The following is a 17,282-nucleotide window of genomic DNA, read 5'->3' as shown; positions in this document are numbered from 1 at the left end:
AAGTAATTACTTCCCGTAAGCTTTTTCCAAGAATTCGGCTGCATGTTTGTTTTTAGGTTCTTTTTCCAATATGTATTGAAAAGTTTTTATTGCATCTTCTTTCTTTTTTAAGCGCATTTGAAGGATACCCTTGATAAGCAGAGAATCGGTTTTAATACCGAACATTTTTTCGGCAGCTTTTAATAGGTCGAGGGCAATCTTTGTTTGCCCCATCTTATCAAGACAAAATACAAGATTATGTAATAAAAGTCTTTCCTCAGGCTTAGCCCTAAGCATCTTTCTATATAGGATAGCAGCTTTTTGGTACTGCCCGGCCTTTCGACGGAACAAGGCAAGTTCGGGATCAAAATTAACTTTTTCTCCTTGGCTCATCAAAATTTCAAGCTGGTTGCCGGCATCTTCCCAACGCTCGCATTTTTCCAAAAATAGTACGTAGTCCCGCCTTATGTAAATATTTCTTCCCCATTCCTTTAGATAGGCTTCATAGGCCTCATCGGCTTCTTTATTTAATTGTAAATTTTCGTAAGAGGCGATAATTCCTATTTTAGCTTCTTCATCTTTTTCATTGATGCTTAAAGTTCTTTCATACCAGTTGAGAGCCAAGTCAGGCATGTTAAGTTTTATGTAGCAGCAGCCCATCGCATTAAAGATTGCCGAATCGGCTTTTCCGTTTTGAATAAGGGCTTGAAGATGAGGTAAGACTTCTTCGGGCGGATTATCGATATGGGCGGCGGTAATTATTTTATAATAATAAATATCGTCCGCATCGCAAACTCCGCTTGCTTCGGCCCGCAGGATTGCAGCACTGAGCTCTTCCCAGCGGTATGCTTCTTGGAGGGCAAGCATTATGCCATAATGCGGATAAGGGTTTTCAGGTTCGTGTTCGATTGCACATTTATAATGGCCTAAGGCCGTGTTGGTGTTGCCCATAGAACGCTGAGCTTCTGCAGCAAGAAGCCTGATTTCGGCATCGCTTCCAAAACTTTTTATAAAGATGCGGGCAGCAACGGCAGCCCTTGAATAGTCTCCACGTTCCATGTGCTTTTTGATAACGCCCATTGCAAAAAAGCGGTCCGAAACTCCGTCATCGGGAAGCTCAATTCCCAACTTTGCAAAGTCTTCGGCGGCTCCGGCAGCATCGCCCAGCTGCATCTTTATCATTGCAGGGTACCATTTTAGGGCAGGATCATCGGGTTCAAACTCGCAGGCAGCCTCGTACTGACATAGAGCTTCGGGAAGATAGCCTTCCATTTTGAGGGCATGCGCAAGGTAGAGCCGAGGAGCAACTCCGTCGATTCCGTTTTTTATTGCAAAGCTGAACATTTGGCGGGCCATATTTGCGTTGCCGCATCTTAATTCATAGACACCCTCCACAAAAAGAGAGTTTAAATATCCGGCATTCAGCTTTGCATCGGAAGGAGCAAATTTTAAGGCTCCCTCAAAGGTTTCTCTGGCAAGCCGCGGCTTTTTCCATTTTAAATAGGCAGAGCCCAGCATTGCCCTCGTTTCAAGAGGATGAGGGTTGAGTTTTAAGCTTTTTTCAAGGCAATAAACAGCTTTGTCATACTGTCCCGCAGCCAAATAGGAGCGGCCCAAAAAAAAGAAGCCCATAGGAAGACTTGTGCTATTTACAGCAAGGTCCGATGAGCACCTTTTAACGTAGGCCTTGCCATAGGCGATGGATCTGCCGTAATTGTGTACGGCAGCCCAAGCCCTTGACAGGTATAAATATATTTCGGGATTTCCCTTTTTTTCGCCGTAAAAGGGAGAAGATACTTCGGCTAAGCCTTCTGCGGCAAGTTTTTCTAAAATTAAAATTGAAGTCTTATAGTCGCGTTTTTTTCCGGCTTCAATGGCTTCATTTATAAGCGCATTTACAGACTTAGCCATAGTCTTTATTTTCTTCCGGCTTGAACCAAAGTTACAGCCGAGGTGGTGATTATGTCGTCTACCGAACAGCCTCTGGAAAGGTCGGATATGGGCTTTGCAAAGCCCTGGAGGAAAGGTCCAAGGGCCTCTGCTCCGGCAATTCTTTGTACCAGTTTGTATCCGATATTTCCGGCTCCAAGGTCAGGGAAGATCAGGGTATTGGCCTGTCCCTTGACGGGAGAATCGGCAGCCTTCTTTTGCATAACGGAAGGAACTATAGCACAATCCAACTGAATTTCTCCGTCAAAGACAAAGTCGGGCTTTCTTTCCTCTAAGATTTTTACGGCTTCGCGGACGCGTAAAATATTTTCATCCTTGTCGCCTCCTGAGCCCTTTGTAGAAAAGGAGAGCATGGCAACAATGGGCTCAACTCCTGCAAAGGTTCTACAGCTCATGGCGGCAGAGCAGGCAATGTCGGCCAGCTGTTCCGAGCTGGGAGTAGGAATGACGGCACAGTCCGAAAAGATAAAGACTCCGTTTGCTCCGAGTTTGGGATTTTTTGTATCCATCAAAAAACATGAAGAAGCGGTTTTCATTCCGGGAAGAGTTCCGATAACCTTTAAGCCTGCACGGAGAACATCAGCTGTTGTGTTTAAGGCTCCTGCAACCATAGCATCTGCCTTATCCTGAACGAGCATCATTGCGGCAAAGCCTAAATCTGCACTCATATCTATTTTAGCCTGTTCGAGGGTCATGCCCTTGGCCTTTCTTTTTTCGTAATAGCTTTCGGCAAAGGAATCAAGCCATTCGGATTTTTTCGGGTCGATTATCTTGATACCATCAAGCTTTACTCCTGCCTTGGAAGCGGCAGCAGAAACAGCCTCATCGGAACCGATTAAAAAAAGCTCCGACACCAATTTTTCATCTACGATAGATCGGGCTGCTTTGAGAGTCCTTTCTTCAGTACCTTCAGGCAAAACAAGGCGGTTAGCGTACATTTTTGCCTTTCTTTTCATCTCATCTACAAAACTCATAACTTTATCTCCTAAATCTTTTCCGCATGTTTAAATCGGACTAACAATTTTTTACTTGCACTGTATTTTAGCATGTTTTAGTGTTTATGTCTAGCAAAATGCCGATACTAAAAATAAAGTTTTTAAGCCTCAAGCTCCAAACTAACCTCACCAGAAATCACTTCTTCCTTTTTTCCTTCCTCTGTTTCTATTATAAGATGACCCAAATCGCTGATTCCCAGAACTAAGGCTTCATAGGGGGCGCCGGCAAAGGGCAAAACCTTCACTTTTTTTCCTGTAAGGAGGGATAGCCTTCTATACTCTTCCATTAATCTGCTTTGAGAATGCAGGCCGTAAAATGCTTCAATTAGATTTGATATAATAGAAGAAGCTAGGGCATTCCGGTTGAAAGAAGAGACTTCTTTAAACGGAATACCGGCTTTGCCGGAAAGTGAAAGAGTCTCACTAAAAAGTGAGCCGGCCTTGTTTTTGAGTTCGGGAGGAAAATTCGACTCTTTTACGTTGAGGCCTATGCCGATAATTACGGCCTGCACCAAAGAGGTTTCCATATCGATAATTCCTTCGCTTAAGATACCGCATATTTTTTTTCCGTTAAGATAGATATCGTTTACCCATTTTATTTTTGGAGAAAAGCCCAATTCTTGCAAACAGCGGCATATGACTACTGCCGAAATTGCCGTGTAAAGACTTGGATCGGGAGCTTCCCTATTATCTTTTACCCGAATTGAGGGGGAAAAAATAAGACTAAAATAGAGGCCCGCTCCTTCAGGTGAATAAAACTTTCGCGAAAAGCGGCCCCTTCCGGCACTTTGGTGCTCAGCAAAGAGAAGAGTTCCGTGGAGCAGCTCTGAATTGCTGCAAGAATTCAACCTCCTTTTCGCCTCGGTGTTTGTAGAATCTATCGTCTTAAAAACCTCGATTTTACCGCCGCAAACAGATTTCGCAGGGCCTGATAAGTTCTTTTCGATAAAAAAAGCGTTTAACACATCGGAAGAAGACTTTAGTACATAGCCCTTATTTTTTCCGCCTTCGATATCATAGCCTTCACCCCTTAGCTTTTGTACTGCCTTCCAAACGGAAACCCGCGAAAGCCCCAAGCGCAAGGCAGCTTCTTCGCCCGAAAGAGGTTTTCCGTTTTGTTCTATCAGCATATCCAAAAGGATATCGCTCGTTGTCCTTGATATAAGCTCTCCCATAAAAATAAGCCTTCTTTAAAATAAATCCTCTTTTTTAAAACCAAATTCTAGCATATTTTTTCGTTTTTTTCTATTGCAACCTTTTGGGAAAAGCTTTGTCTATAGTCTTATAGGTGAAAAAATGTTTTATAAAGAATACATAAACTATATTGAAAGCGATGATTGGGAAACAGTACATAACTCTTTTTCAGTCAAAGCTCCCGAAAATTTTAATTTTGCTTACGATATAATAGATAGAATGGCTAAGGAAAGCCCTCAAACGGAAGCCCTCGTCTGGTGTGATGAAACCGAAGAAAGGATTTTTTCGTTCGGAGAATTGGCAAAGCAGATAAATAAGACGGCAAACTTTTTTAAGGCGATGGGAATAGGAAAAGGCGACACGGTTTTGCTTTTTTTGAGAAGAAGATATGAGTTTTGGTTCGTTCTTCCGGCCCTGCATAAGATCGGAGCCATAGCCATTCCTGCAACGGTTCAGCTCGCAGCCCACGACATCGAATACCGCCTTCAATCAGCCAATATAAAAATGGTCATGGCCGTACAAGAAAAAAACTTACAGGAAGAAATTCAAAAGGCAGCCGAATCCGCTTATAATAAACCCCTTCTTGTTTGGATTCACGACGAGATGGAGGGCTGGATTTCCTTTGATAAGCTTGTAAAAAATATGAGCGATGAGTTTACGCCCCCAGCAGGAGACGCCTATCCTTGCGGAAATGACACGGCTCTTTTGTACTTTACTTCCGGCACTTCGGGCAATCCTAAAATGGTAGAGCATAATTTTCTATATCCGCTCGGGCACATAGCAACGGCAAAGTTTTGGCAAAATGTAAAAGAAGGCGGAAGGCATTTAAGCGTTGCGGAAACAGGCTGGGCGAAAGCCATGTGGGGAAAAATCTATGGGCAGTGGCTTTGCGGCTGTTCCGTCTTTGTGTACGATATGAAGATGTTCATCCCTAAACATCTGCTCGAAAAATTATCAAAATACAAGGTAACTTCCTTTTGCGCTCCGCCGACGGTTTACAGATATTTAATCCGCGAAAAAATAGAAGACTATGATTTATCTTCTCTCGAAGAGTGCACAACGGCAGGCGAAGCCTTGAGCATGGATATTTTCAACACCTTTAAAGAAAAAACAGGATTGGAGCTGCGCGAGGGCTACGGCCAAACAGAGCTTACCCTCACAACCGGCACCTTCCCGGGAATGAAAATAAAACCCGGCTCGATGGGAAAACCGGCCCCCGGCTATGAGATAGATATTATCCGCCCCGACGGTTCTTCTTGCGAGGCAGGAGAATCGGGAGAAATAATCTTACGCTTGGATAAAAAAATCCCTTTCGGAATGTTCGGCGGCTATTATAAAAATGAAGAAAAAACAGCAGAGGTTTTTAAGGGCGGAGTTTATCACACGGGAGATGCAGCCTATAGGGATGAGGACGGCTATTTTTGGTTTGAAAGCCGAACCGATGACCTTATAAAAAGCTCCGGCTTTCGTATAAGCCCCTTCGAGGTGGAATCCGTTTTGCTTCAACACCCGGCTGTTTTTGAATGTGCAGTAACCGGAGTTCCTGACCCGAAAAGAGGGCAGGCTGTAAAGGCCTTTGTTGTTTTAAACAAAACCTACAAGCCGAGCCAAGCCTTGGAAAAGGAGCTTATGTTCTTTGCAAAGAAAAATGCAGCCCTCTACAAGGCTCCGCGCTCTCTCGAATTTGTAGAAGCCCTGCCTAAGACCCACAACGGAAAGATAAGCAGAGCCGCCATAAGGAGTCAAAAGGATTGATACTTTATAAAGCTTCTATTTCTTTTAGAGTTAAACCTGTTGCTTTTATAATAGAATCTGAGCTAAAACCCATTTCAAGCAATTTTTTTGCCGTTTCGAGTGATTTTTGGTATGAGCCTTCGGCAAAGGCTATTTCCCTTTCTTCTGCCCGTTGTACGGCTATATCGGTTTCATAATCATATTCGGCTAGTAACATGTTGATTACCTCCTTGGTCTTGCGTTTTAGATATTCACGCAAAATATTGTTTTGTATACATTCTTCAACGGCTTTGAAAAAGCCGCTTTGCGTATCTATTTCTTTCCACTTCCTTACCGTTTCTACAAATATACTGTATTCCTGCATCGTTTTACAGTTTTCCAATATAGGATGACGATTTTGCCGGTTTATGTTTATTACCTTAACAACCAACTCAAGATTAGTTTCTGTTGGCTTTTCTATGAAAGCATCCGATAGTTTCAGTGTTTTATCGGAAGGATAGCTTTCTTCCCCATTGTAAAAAACATAGAACTCAGGTCTCGGAATTTTTAGAAGTTTACGGCTGTATTTTTCTTTGGACTCAAAGAGGGTTTCATAAAGGCGGCTTACATATTCAAGGCAGCGTAAAGGCATGTTTGGGTTTATTGTTGATTGATGTTCTGCCAGAACTATAATTTTGTTATCTACAAGGTAGGAGACATCATTATAGAATATCATATAGAGAACCTGATCAAGCCTGATATTTTTTAACTGCTCCACTGCCGTAAGATTCGTACCATGTAAGGCATTATAAAGAGATAAAAAATTTTCTTTTGCCTTTTCATCTTCGCTGAACAAATCAACAAAAACCGAATCCTTGTATTTTCTGTTTGACGTACTCATAGCCCTTCCCTCATCGATTGTATTATAGCATAGATTAACGAGTTTTGTAAGGGAATACTTCTTTATTACAAAATCAATTTCCACAACTTCATAAAAATCGGCCTTGACACACAGAGCAAAAGCAAGTACACTTTGTGCTATAAACTGTTATGTGAACAAAATGCGGAAGACTTACGCAAAAAAGGAGTTTATATGAGAAGAGTTGTAATTACAGGCCTTGGTGCCGTAACTCCCATCGGGAACACCCTCGATGAAACATGGGAAGGAATCAAAGCAGGTAAATGCGGAATCGGAAACATTACCCAATTTGATTGTACCGATTTTAAGATTCAAATAGCGGCAGAAGTAAAAAATTTTGATGCTTCGCAATTTATGGATAAAAAAGATGCACGCAAAATGGCACGCTTTACCCAATTTGCCGTAGCCGCGGCTTCACAAGCGATGAAGGATGCAGGCCTTTCAAAAGAAAACATTGATGCAAACCGCACAGGTATCATTATAGGAAACGGCATAGGCGGTTTTGAAATCTATCAAGAAGCCTTTAAAAAATACTTTCAAGTTGCGCCCGACCGTATTCCTCCCATGACCGTTCCCCTTCTCATCCCTAACGAAGCAGCCGGAAATATAAGTATGCAGTTCGGCATAAAGGGTCCGTCTTGGACATTGGCCACAGCCTGTGCCTCCGGTACCGATGCTCTCGGAAACGCATTAGACCTCGTACGCTCAGGAAGGCTCGATGTATGCGTATCAGGCGGAACGGAATCTACGATTACAGGTTTCGGAATAAGCGGATTTACAATTTTGCAAACACTAGCTTCAGGCGATCCTGCCAAGGCTTGCTGCCCCTTCGATAAAAAGCGTTCAGGCTTTGTAATGGGAGAAGGCTCAGGCATTCTCATCCTCGAAGAATATGAACACGCCAAAAAAAGAGGAGCCAAAATATACGCAGAGTTTGCAGGCTATGGAGCCTCTTCCGATGCCTACCACTTAACCAGCCCCGACCCTTCAGGAGACGGAGGAGCTTTAGCCATCACCAATGCCTTAGCTGATGCAGGCGTAAAACCTGAAGAAGTTCAATACTATAACGCTCACGGAACTTCAACACCGATCAACGACCCCGCAGAAACTGCAATGATTAAAAAGGCCTTTGGAGACCATGCTTATAAGATGAAGATTTCTTCAACCAAGTCGATGATAGGCCACTGTCTCGGTGCCGCAGGAGCTCTTGAAGCTATTTTCTGTATAAAGGCAATGGAAGAAGGCTTTTATCCTCCGACCATCAACCTAACCGAACCCGACCTTGAAGCCGGCTGCGACCTAGACTATGTTCCCAACAAGGGAGTAAAAGGCGAAATAAACTGCGCCGCCTCAGGCTCCCTCGGCTTCGGAGGCCATAACGGTGTCGCAATCTTTAAAAAAATAAAATAAGAGGTTTAAACGGATAAGACAAAACCGTTCAGAATGTATGGACTTCCAACATTTTGAACGGTTTTTTGTTAGTTGAAAAAGGACAGGTTTTGATGTAGGATATAAATAGGGCTGATTTATGTTATGTGAACTGCCTTCCGGACAGCATTTGCTAAAATAGGAAACAGAAAGTGGAAAACTTTATTAAGTATTGCATATTTTTGATAAATTCAGTTGACTGTGTCATATCACAAAATACAAAAAAATAACCGTATAGAAAAATTTGATACAATATGCTATAATCAGAAATAAGATTTACTTTTGGAGGTTTTATTATGGAAACAGCACTTGCTAGAGTAACAGCCACAGCTGTAGCACTTCCATACGAAGACAGGGTTGAACTCCTCTCAGTTTTAGTAAAATCTATAGCTAAACCTGTAAGCCATGACTCAAAAAAAGAAGATAAAAATTGGTCTAAAATGCTTGACTCTTATACAGGATGTATGGGTGGACTTTGGGCAAACGAGGATCCTGTTGAATATCAGCGGAGATTGCGCGAGGATAGAATAATTGGCTGAGTGTGTTTTTGTTGATACAAACCCGTTGATTTATCTTCTTGATAATGTACAGCCATTTGTTTTACCCGTAAAAAAATTTCTTCTGAGATATAAAAATTTAAATGCAGAATTTTATACCTCGACAGTTACCGATGCTGAATTTTTTGTAAAACCGATAGAAGAAAACCAGTTGGATAAAATTGACTTGTATAAGAATTTTCTTTTAAATTTTGGTTTTCTGAAATGCTATATAAACGATGCGATTGCTGAACGAGCTGCAAAAATACGTGCAAAACATAAAGGCGTAAAATTGGGTGATGCATTACAGTTGGCTTCAAGTATAGAATGCGGATGCAATTATTTTCTTACAAATGATGCACATCTAAAACAAGTTGTGGAAGTTAATGTTGTATACATAGGTGATTTGTAAAAAGGTACACATAAAACCCGCCTCAACCTAACATTGCGTACAAGCCGCAAATGCAGGTTAAGCGAATATTAGGCTTACAAACTAACCGCTTAAAGCAAAGTTTATGCGGAATCGGCATTTAATCGTCAGTATCTTGTATATCCGATTTCATAATAGCTATTGTCTCTTCCAACGTGGATAGCCTTATTTTATGGTCCTTCTCTAGTGCATACTGCGGATAACCTACACAAGCCCCCTCTTGTCTTTTTAGCCATACCAAATATACTTTATAACCGCTCCAAGCAGGGCGGGCTTCATATGTATCAAAATCTATTTTATGCTCATTAATAAAATCTTGAATTGTCATTAAATATCAACCTCTACCATTATTTTCTCCTTAGTAAGATTAGTTTAATCCGATTCAGTATAAACATTGTTCAGCTACTATTTTATCATTTATCTGACATGCTTGCATAGTATTCGGCTTGAAATTTTGCTATAGCTTTTACTTCTGTGCCTAGGGGTACCTTCTCCGGTTTGTGGACACACAAATGCTTTTTCTTACTTGAAAAAAATGAGGTATTGATGTAGGATTAAGGATGAAGAAGTTTTGTTAAGAGCATAATCTAAATAGGAGACAGCAAAAATGGATAATTGTATATTTTGTAAAATTATAAAGGGAGAAATCCCCGCAAGTAAGATTTATGAAGATGATGATTGCTTAGCATTTTTGGATATTCAGCCTGTAAATGCAGGCCATGTATTAATAATTCCAAAAATACACGAACAATACATATATAAAATCGATGACAAGATAACATCTAAAATGTTTATGGTAACAAATAAAATTAACAAAGCAATACGTCAGTCTAAAATAAAATGTGAGGGTATTAACTATTTTTTAGCAGATGGAGAAGCAGCCTTTCAAGAAGTGAGCCATGCTCATATACACTGTTTCCCAAGATATAAAGATGACGGATTTAAACTACAATTTTCTGAAAGGTACTATAATAATAAACCGAATAGAGAAGAATTAGAGCGTGTGGCTAAAGAAATACGAGAAAATTTGTAAAGTAAAACAGTATACCTTTATAATTTTTGATGTGTGCTATAGCAATACTTTAAGCATGGAGAAAAAATGGAAAAAATAAAATCATTGTTTGATTTATACAATCGTAAAGAAACCGGCTTATCAAGAACTTTGGCTTGCTTATTTTATTCTGACTATAGGGTAATTCGAGAAATTATAAAATGCGAAAACTTTAAATTTAAAAAGGAAGATGTTAAGACACTAGAAGTTTATTATGAGCCCAGTTTTGGTTCTGCACGTTTTGATATCCTTTGTTTAAGCAAGAATTATGCAATAGTTATAGAAACTAAAATAGGGCTAAGCACTGTTGGACAAGATCAAATGAATAGGTATTTAAAAATTCTTGAAAATTACAGTCAGCCGAAAAAGATTCTTATATTGCTAACACAGTATAATAATCAAATTGAATTTTCAGCAAACACTAATGTAAAGATTCTGTATAAAGAATGGAAAGAAATATATGAAGTAATCAAAAAATACAACATAACTATAAATATCGCAGATGAATTTGATAGTTATCTTACAGGGAGTCAAAATATGAAAATATCGGATATAGACATATGGGCGGTTGTCATCAATAAAGATGCTGAGATCAAAAGAATAGAGGAAGACCTTGTTTATAGAAATGACAATTATCACCAACCAATATTTATCGGGATTCGTGAATGGGATACAGATGCAAAAAAAGTATTGATAAAAAAATTATATCCCGTAAAAGAAATTATACCGCCTAAAACCCCTCGTTCTCGTATTTATAATTCTGATGATGATAAAGCATACATCTATGTTTTGGATAATCCGCTAATATTGAAAAAACCAATATATAAAAAATTCAATCAAAATTCAGCTATAAGCGTAAGTTTTTCTGATCTAGAATTTGCATAATATACACTTCCCGATAATAATTTATTATTTTATCGTCATCTTGTACTTCTTGCTCAAAAGATATACAATAATGCTAATATAATATTCATAAGCGTAGGAGACATACAATGAAAAAAATATCGTTTGAATTAATCAAAAAAATTGATTTTGTGTTAATTTTTATTTTTTCGATTTTGGGAATTATTACATGGGTTATTGTTATGATAGATATATTTGACCCATTCAGCAGCCGGCACAGCGTATCAAATGAAGTCGCGATTATTGAAGATGAAACTAAAGAAGAAATACGGGAATATATAGAATTCAACGAAAAGATAAAAGATGTTTTTATTTTTAATCTTAAAAGTTCTAAAATAAAAGCTGACGGACTGTATGATGATATACCTAAAGCTTCTCTTAAATCCGGCGCAAATTCTTCGGCAAAATCCCGTAACGAAGGAATTACCAACTTAATTTTTATCAAAGATAAAAATTACGAAGAGTATAAATTATTTGAATCAAATATTTTTATATATCGATATAGATTTGTTGAAGCAGCAAATAGAAATAATATTTCTTGCGATAAAAATATTTATGCTGTTGTAAATGAAGACACAAATAACGATAAAACTCTAAATACAAAAGATAATGTAGCCTTATATGTTTCCGATTATGACGGTAAAAATTTAATTAAAGTTTCAAACTCGGTATATAAAGTCAGACTTACAGACAACAACCAACTTTTGTTTACTGAATATGATGGAACGGCTTTGACGTTTTTTTTGTATGATATTGATTTAAATAAAAAAATAAAACTAAAGTCAATAGAACAAGCTGTTTTAGAAAAGGATATTTATCTGTATTAATAGATTAACGCAACCATGCTTAAAATAGCCGTCATCGAAGATAATGAAGTTCAATCCCGCCTCTTAAAAGATTATACAAACGAATGGGCAAAGAAAAACAGTCTTTTGTCTGAAATCAGTATCTTTTCTTCAGGCGAACAGTTTTGGTTTGAATTTGAAGAGCTTTCCGATATAGATATAATCTTACTGGATATACAGATGTCAAGGATAAGCGGCATAGAACTTGCCCAAAAAATAAGAAAAACAAAAAGCGATGCCGTTATAATTTTTATAACGGGAATACCGGATTATATGCAGGACGGCTATGATGTTGAGGCCCTGCACTATCTTTTGAAGCCCGTAAAAAAAGAAAAGCTCTTCGATTGCTTGGATAGAGCCTTAAAAAAACAGGACAAAGTAAAAGAAGAAAACTTTATATTCTCCTGCGAAGGGAAACTTATCACATTAAAACATACTGAGATTGTTTTTATAGAATCTATCTCGCATAATTTAAAAATAAAAACCTTAAAAAGCGAATACATAACAAGGATGAATTTATCCGAGGCGGAAGAAAAATTAAACCCCAAACTATTCGTAAAAACGCACAGGGCCTTTATCGCAAACCTAATGCACATAAGACAGCTTCAAAAAGAAAAAGCCATTCTTGCAGATAATACTTCAATTCCAATAAGCCGCAGAGAATATAAAAATGTCAACACTCTTTTTATCGCCTTTTTTACCCAAGGAGAAAATTAATGTTCATTTTTATAGTTGTTTTGATTTTAATCTTATTGATGTTTATACTTCTGTACTTTTTAATTAAAAGGGCAGTCAATAAACGTTTTGACGATTTTCAAAACGGACTCATCAACAAGTATTATCAAGATGTAGATTCAATCTATAAAAAAATGCGCGGGTGGAGACATGATTTTCATAATCACCTTCAAGTTATGAAAGCTTATCTCGAATTTAAAAACTATGATGAACTTGAAAACTATTTAAGCAATCTAACCGAAGACTTAATTAAGGTGGACAGCGTAATCAAAACCGGGAACCTAATGAGCGATGCAATCTTAAATACAAAGACAGCGATAGCTCTTTCCCATGATATCAAACTAAACATAAAAGCCTCCATTCCTCAAAATATAGCTTTGAGCGATCTTGAACTCTGCGTTATAATAGGAAATCTTTTTGACAACGCCATAGAGGGAACCCTGAGCCTCAAAGAAAAAGAAAAAAGATTTATAAGGGTGTACATAAGAAAGCTAAACGGCAACCTTTATATCTCTTTTACAAATTCCTGTGAAGGCCGCCGCAAAAAGACTCAGGGAAAATTTCTTACAACAAAACAAGGCAAAGACCACGGCTTCGGCTCAAGCAGAATTGATGCAATAGTAAAAAAATACTCAGCCTTTATAAACCGCCAAAGCGAAGAAGGAGCCTTCGCCGTCGAGCTCATGTTTCCGCTTGTTTTGAGCAGCAACCAACCTTTTTGAAAATAGGCAGAGCAGATTCAAGGAGCCTAGTAAAAATAAAGCGGAGGCGTATCTGGTATACGTCGAGCATTTATTTTCGGCGTGTGACGCAGAAGATGCCGGCATATTTTCAAAACAACCGTTTGCGTCAAATATGATACCTTCTACGTCATTCTCTCCCAAAAGCTTTATTTTTATTGTATAATCAGTCAATAAATTAATTATGGAGGCCGGTTCTTATGAACTTAAAGGAAAGAGGGCTTTTAAAAAACAGCCTTTATATGACGAAAAACATCCTTAAAACCGATAAAATTCTTTTTTTTCTAATGCTCTTGTACATACCGGTCTTTGTGCTTTCACCTTTCGCAAGTGCCTACTTGCCGAGAACGGTAATAGAATCAATTCAAAACAAGGCAGGGATTTTTGTCTTTATTCAAAATTTTTTAATTATAGCCCTCATTGTAGCAATCTTAAAAGCTCTTGAAACCTTTTTAACGGCAAGGCTTAATTGCCGCGGAGCTTATCAAAGAATGGATTTTATGATAAGCCTCTATCAAAAAATATGGACAACCTCATATAAAAATATTTCTTCGCAAAAAGGAATGTTGGATTCAGGGAAAGCTCAAGAAATGTGTATGGGAGATGATACGATAAGCCAGCAATTCCCTAAAAAAATAAGCAGCCTTATTGTAAGCATTGTAGGTATTTTCTTTTTCGGAAGTCTTGTTGCCTCTATAAATCCCGTTCTCCTCGGTTTAATTTTTGTATCGGGAGCGGTAAGTTATTTTTACGGAAAATATGAAGTAAAAAAAAGTAAGGAAATAAATGAGGTCTTAAAAAAAGAACATCATAAGATGAAATACCTTACTCAAAAGGCTTGTAATTATAAATTTGCTAAAGACATAAAACTCTACAAGATAGAAAAATGGATAGTTCAAGCATATAAGGTCTCCTTAAAAATAATAAGCAAATGTTACAGAAAAATAAAAACCGTAAATTTTATCGGCTCAATCATATCCGCTCTTTTTATATTTTTAAGAGACGGGCTTGCCTACCTTTATCTAACCGGAATGGTTTTAAACAAAGAGATAGGCATAGGAGAGTTTATCTTTTTATTTTCGATAATCAAAACATTTTCGCTCTGGCTATTGGGAATTATTTCGCAGATCACTCACTTAAAAAGAGAATGTTTAACAATAGACTATTACCGCAATTTTTGCGAACTTGATGACGGGCTAAACCGAGGTAAGGGGCTCCCGTTGCCAAAAAAATTCGATATAGAGTTAAAAAATGTTTCTTTTAAATATGACAACTCAAGTAGATATATTTTTAAAGATTTTAATTTACGCATAGAGGATAAAGAAAAGCTTGCAATAGTCGGAATAAACGGAGCGGGAAAAACTACCCTAACCTGTTTAATAATGAATTTACTTCAACCCACAGAAGGTGAAGTTTTATTAAACGGGAAAAATATAAACGAATATAATATTGACGAATACTATTCTTTATTTTCAACTGTTTTTCAAGATATATTTATTTTACCGGACACAATTAAAAATATGATTACGGCAGGTAACAAGGCTTTTAATCAAGATGACTTTGCTTCGGCGTTAAAGCAATCGGGCTTACAAAAAATTATTGACACCTTAAACGAAAAAGAAAACACTTATTTGGTAAAAGGAGTTTGGCCTAATGCGGTAGACCTTTCAGGCGGGCAAGAGCAGCGTCTTATGCTTGCAAGGGCTCTATATAAAAACGGCTCCATTTCTATTTTAGATGAACCTACAGCAGCCCTCGACCCTATAGCAGAAAGTCAAATTTATTCCGAGTACAATAATATGACAAAGAATAAAACTTCTATTTTTATTTCACACAGACTTGCCTCAACTCGTTTTTGCGATAGGATTATTTTAATTGAAAACGGTAAAATAATCGAAGGAGGAAGCCATTCGGAATTAATGAAGCAAAACGGAGAATATAAAAAAATGTTCGAACTGCAAAGCTCGTACTATCAAGACTAAGGAGACAACATGAAAGCAAGTATAAAAGATATTATTAAATTTTCTTATAAGACGGATAAGGTTTTATTTATATTTTTAATCTTAGAACAAGTTATAAGGACAGCTGATATTTTTATAAATCTTTATTTGGTAAAACTCATCATAAATGCCTTTGTAAAAGGAAAGACAAAGGAAGAAATATTATTCTTCTGTATTATTGCCCTTATAAGTAATTTTGTTTTAACCTTGATAAAAAGATTTTCCGAAGAAACAGAAAATAATAGATACCGCATTGTGCTTTATAAAAGGGATATGGAAATAAATAAAAAAACGATGAAGCTCGATTACGAATTTTTGGAAGACTCTGATCTTCAGTTAGGTCTTACAAAGATGAGAGAGTATGACAACTTTGGAAATTACGGCATCTATCATGTAGGAAGACATTTCGGCACAATAATAAATTCAGTTTTGACCTTTGTCTTTGCAATAGTTTTCTCCATAAATCTTTTTACAATGCAATCGGAATTGATTCCTATAGCAAATTGGTTATGGAACGCAATTTTTATTCTTTTATTTTTTTCATTTAGTATTATTTCAATACTGGCTTCCAAAAAATTTAATTATAAAATGCAAAATATGTTTGATGATGATGTTGTATTTTTAAATAGATTATTCCGCAAATATATAGATATAAGCGATGATTATAAATCGGGAAAAGATACACGCCTTTATAATTACAATTTACTTAACAATGTGCTTAAAGATTCTAACTTTAGATTAAAAAAGCTTTATAAAAAACTTTCCAACAATTTATTTACCTGCAATGTTCAAACAGGGCTTATGACGGTTTTTTCTTCACTTCTTGTTTATTTTTATGCAGGGCTTAAAGCTTATTACGGCCTTATCGAATTAGGCGATATTGTTCAGTATACGGGCATTGCAGCATTAACCGCCGATGCCATAACTTTTATGATTATGTCTATTTCAAGTCTCTATGCCAATAAAGATTATTTTAAGGCTATCTTCGATTATCTTAATTTATCTAATACCAAATATGAAGGGTCTCTCCCTATCGAAAAAAGAGATGATAACGAATATGAGTTTGAATTTAAAAATGTCAGTTTTAAATATCCTAAAAGTGAAAAATATGTTCTACAAAATGTCAACTTAAAATTTAAGATAGGACAGAAGCTCGCCATAGTCGGCATGAACGGCAGCGGTAAGACAACTCTCATAAAACTCCTCACCCGTTTTTATGATCCGAGTGAAGGCGAAATTTTACTTAACGGAATCAATATTCAAAAATATGATTATAACGAGTATCTGGATATTTTCTCGGTAGTCTTTCAAGATTTTAAACTTTTTTCTTTTATGTTGGGACAAAATATTTCGGCTGCGATGGAATGCGATGAAAAAAAAGCGGAAGAGGCCTTAAACAAAGCAGGCTTTGAAAAATCTTTACAAAAAATGCCGCAAGGATTAAAAACCTATCTTTATCAGGATTATGAAGAAGGTGGTATCGAAATATCGGGCGGTGAAGCTCAAAAAATTGCGATGGCAAGGGCTATCTATAAAGATTCCCCCTTTATAATACTCGATGAGCCGACCGCTGCTTTAGACCCTATTTCCGAATTTGAAATTTATTCTTCTTTCGATAACATAATCGGTAGCAAAACAGCCGTTTATATTTCGCACCGTCTTTCTTCATGTAAATTCTGCGATGAGATTGCAGTTTTTGATGAGGGTAAACTGGTGCAGCACGGCTCCCACGATGAGCTTCTTCAAGAGAAATGCGGAAAGTACTTTGAGCTATGGAATGCCCAAGCTCAGTATTACAGGGAAGAGGAGATTGAGGCACTTTTAAAGTAAAGACATAGGCCGATTGAAAATTAGTTTTTTTTAT

At 37.6% G+C, this 17,282-nt stretch carries 16 protein-coding genes; 11 read left to right on the top strand and 5 right to left on the bottom strand.

Annotation, left to right across the window (positions count from 1 at the left end; all coding sequences use genetic code 11):
- Positions 1 to 6 precede the first annotated feature (6 nt).
- From E4O01_RS14590 to E4O01_RS14580, 3 genes are all read right to left on the bottom strand, one after another.
- On the bottom strand, positions 7 to 1,890 hold the full coding sequence (locus E4O01_RS14590) for a tetratricopeptide repeat protein (protein ID WP_253693023.1): 1,884 nt from the start codon (positions 1,888 to 1,890) through the stop codon (positions 7 to 9).
- Between the two features lie 5 nt (positions 1,891 to 1,895).
- Positions 1,896 to 2,903 carry a phosphate acetyltransferase gene (gene pta / locus E4O01_RS14585; protein WP_253693022.1) on the bottom strand — a complete coding sequence of 336 codons (1,008 nt, stop codon included), beginning with the start codon at positions 2,901 to 2,903 and terminating at the stop codon, positions 1,896 to 1,898.
- A 122-nt stretch (positions 2,904 to 3,025) separates the two neighbouring features.
- Positions 3,026 to 4,099, bottom strand: coding sequence for a biotin--[acetyl-CoA-carboxylase] ligase (locus tag E4O01_RS14580; RefSeq protein ID WP_253693021.1), 1,074 nt, complete (start codon positions 4,097 to 4,099; stop codon positions 3,026 to 3,028).
- 121 nt (positions 4,100 to 4,220) lie between these two features.
- Between E4O01_RS14580 and E4O01_RS14575 the strand changes: the two genes are divergently transcribed.
- Positions 4,221 to 5,873 (top strand): AMP-binding protein, encoded by a 1,653-nt coding sequence (locus E4O01_RS14575; protein ID WP_253693020.1) that lies wholly within the window; start codon positions 4,221 to 4,223, stop codon positions 5,871 to 5,873.
- A 4-nt stretch (positions 5,874 to 5,877) separates the two neighbouring features.
- Here the strand turns inward: E4O01_RS14575 and E4O01_RS14570 are convergent, their stop codons facing one another.
- Positions 5,878 to 6,732, bottom strand: coding sequence for an Rpn family recombination-promoting nuclease/putative transposase (locus E4O01_RS14570; protein ID WP_253693019.1), 855 nt, complete (start codon positions 6,730 to 6,732; stop codon positions 5,878 to 5,880).
- Positions 6,733 to 6,924: 192 nt separating this feature from the next.
- Here E4O01_RS14570 and fabF point away from each other — a divergent pair, with 192 nt between their 5' ends.
- The 3 genes from fabF to E4O01_RS14555 all read left to right on the top strand — a co-directional run bounded on the left by fabF (position 6,925) and on the right by E4O01_RS14555 (position 9,126).
- A complete protein-coding gene (fabF, locus tag E4O01_RS14565; RefSeq protein WP_253693018.1) occupies positions 6,925 to 8,160 on the top strand; it encodes a beta-ketoacyl-ACP synthase II in 1,236 nt (411 codons plus the stop codon).
- Between the two features lie 314 nt (positions 8,161 to 8,474).
- Complete coding sequence (locus tag E4O01_RS14560; protein ID WP_253677937.1) at positions 8,475 to 8,717, top strand: hypothetical protein; 243 nt, start codon at positions 8,475 to 8,477, stop codon at positions 8,715 to 8,717.
- Positions 8,710 to 9,126 carry a type II toxin-antitoxin system VapC family toxin gene (locus tag E4O01_RS14555; RefSeq protein ID WP_253677936.1) on the top strand — a complete coding sequence of 139 codons (417 nt, stop codon included), beginning with the start codon at positions 8,710 to 8,712 and terminating at the stop codon, positions 9,124 to 9,126. The genes E4O01_RS14560 and E4O01_RS14555 overlap by 8 nt, the downstream gene beginning before the upstream one ends.
- Positions 9,127 to 9,244: 118 nt before the next feature.
- On the opposite strand, the gene E4O01_RS14550 is transcribed toward E4O01_RS14555, so the two are convergent.
- On the bottom strand, positions 9,245 to 9,472 hold the full coding sequence (locus E4O01_RS14550) for a hypothetical protein (RefSeq protein ID WP_253693017.1): 228 nt from the start codon (positions 9,470 to 9,472) through the stop codon (positions 9,245 to 9,247).
- 279 nt (positions 9,473 to 9,751) lie between these two features.
- Here E4O01_RS14550 and E4O01_RS14545 point away from each other — a divergent pair, with 279 nt between their 5' ends.
- The 7 genes from E4O01_RS14545 (at position 9,752) to E4O01_RS14515 (ending at position 17,248) form a co-directional block, all read left to right on the top strand.
- Positions 9,752 to 10,177 (top strand): HIT family protein, encoded by a 426-nt coding sequence (locus E4O01_RS14545; RefSeq protein ID WP_253693016.1) that lies wholly within the window; start codon positions 9,752 to 9,754, stop codon positions 10,175 to 10,177.
- A 66-nt stretch (positions 10,178 to 10,243) separates the two neighbouring features.
- Positions 10,244 to 11,080 carry a PD-(D/E)XK nuclease family protein gene (locus tag E4O01_RS14540; protein ID WP_253693015.1) on the top strand — a complete coding sequence of 279 codons (837 nt, stop codon included), beginning with the start codon at positions 10,244 to 10,246 and terminating at the stop codon, positions 11,078 to 11,080.
- A 107-nt stretch (positions 11,081 to 11,187) separates the two neighbouring features.
- Positions 11,188 to 11,925 (top strand): hypothetical protein, encoded by a 738-nt coding sequence (locus E4O01_RS14535; protein ID WP_253693014.1) that lies wholly within the window; start codon positions 11,188 to 11,190, stop codon positions 11,923 to 11,925.
- A gap of 15 nt (positions 11,926 to 11,940) precedes the next feature.
- Complete coding sequence (locus E4O01_RS14530) at positions 11,941 to 12,660, top strand: response regulator transcription factor AtcR (RefSeq protein ID WP_253693013.1); 720 nt, start codon at positions 11,941 to 11,943, stop codon at positions 12,658 to 12,660.
- The gene (locus E4O01_RS14525; protein WP_253693012.1) at positions 12,660 to 13,400 is read left to right on the top strand and encodes a histidine kinase AtcS; all 741 of its coding nucleotides are present in this window, start codon (positions 12,660 to 12,662) and stop codon (positions 13,398 to 13,400) included. Before E4O01_RS14530 ends, E4O01_RS14525 begins: the two co-directional genes overlap by 1 nt.
- A 218-nt stretch (positions 13,401 to 13,618) precedes the next feature.
- Entirely contained in the window at positions 13,619 to 15,400 is a 1,782-nt protein-coding gene (locus E4O01_RS14520; RefSeq protein WP_253693011.1) for an ABC transporter ATP-binding protein, read from the top strand.
- A 9-nt stretch (positions 15,401 to 15,409) separates the two neighbouring features.
- Positions 15,410 to 17,248: an ABC transporter ATP-binding protein gene (locus E4O01_RS14515; RefSeq protein WP_253693010.1), complete on the top strand. Its 1,839-nt coding sequence runs from the start codon at positions 15,410 to 15,412 to the stop codon at positions 17,246 to 17,248.
- Positions 17,249 to 17,282: the final 34 nt, after the last annotated feature.

Source organism: Treponema sp. OMZ 790 (assembly GCF_024181285.1).
Lineage (GTDB): Bacteria > Spirochaetota > Spirochaetia > Treponematales > Treponemataceae > Treponema_B.
The sequence above is the reverse complement of the archived record's forward strand: the minus strand, read 5'-3'. Positions and strand labels throughout refer to the sequence as shown.

Coding starts and splice junctions, on each gene's coding strand:
- E4O01_RS14515 (WP_253693010.1), top strand. CDS start 15,410: ATGAAAGCAAGTATAAAAGATATTATTAAATTTTCTTATAAGACGGAT.
- E4O01_RS14560 (WP_253677937.1), top strand. CDS start 8,475: ATGGAAACAGCACTTGCTAGAGTAACAGCCACAGCTGTAGCACTTCCA.
- E4O01_RS14590 (WP_253693023.1), bottom strand. CDS start 1,890: ATGGCTAAGTCTGTAAATGCGCTTATAAATGAAGCCATTGAAGCCGGA.
- E4O01_RS14570 (WP_253693019.1), bottom strand. CDS start 6,732: ATGAGTACGTCAAACAGAAAATACAAGGATTCGGTTTTTGTTGATTTG.
- E4O01_RS14540 (WP_253693015.1), top strand. CDS start 10,244: ATGGAAAAAATAAAATCATTGTTTGATTTATACAATCGTAAAGAAACC.
- fabF (WP_253693018.1), top strand. CDS start 6,925: ATGAGAAGAGTTGTAATTACAGGCCTTGGTGCCGTAACTCCCATCGGG.
- E4O01_RS14580 (WP_253693021.1), bottom strand. CDS start 4,099: ATGGGAGAGCTTATATCAAGGACAACGAGCGATATCCTTTTGGATATG.
- E4O01_RS14550 (WP_253693017.1), bottom strand. CDS start 9,472: ATGACAATTCAAGATTTTATTAATGAGCATAAAATAGATTTTGATACA.
- E4O01_RS14525 (WP_253693012.1), top strand. CDS start 12,660: ATGTTCATTTTTATAGTTGTTTTGATTTTAATCTTATTGATGTTTATA.
- E4O01_RS14545 (WP_253693016.1), top strand. CDS start 9,752: ATGGATAATTGTATATTTTGTAAAATTATAAAGGGAGAAATCCCCGCA.
- E4O01_RS14575 (WP_253693020.1), top strand. CDS start 4,221: ATGTTTTATAAAGAATACATAAACTATATTGAAAGCGATGATTGGGAA.
- pta (WP_253693022.1), bottom strand. CDS start 2,903: ATGAGTTTTGTAGATGAGATGAAAAGAAAGGCAAAAATGTACGCTAAC.
- E4O01_RS14535 (WP_253693014.1), top strand. CDS start 11,188: ATGAAAAAAATATCGTTTGAATTAATCAAAAAAATTGATTTTGTGTTA.
- E4O01_RS14520 (WP_253693011.1), top strand. CDS start 13,619: ATGAACTTAAAGGAAAGAGGGCTTTTAAAAAACAGCCTTTATATGACG.
- E4O01_RS14530 (WP_253693013.1), top strand. CDS start 11,941: ATGCTTAAAATAGCCGTCATCGAAGATAATGAAGTTCAATCCCGCCTC.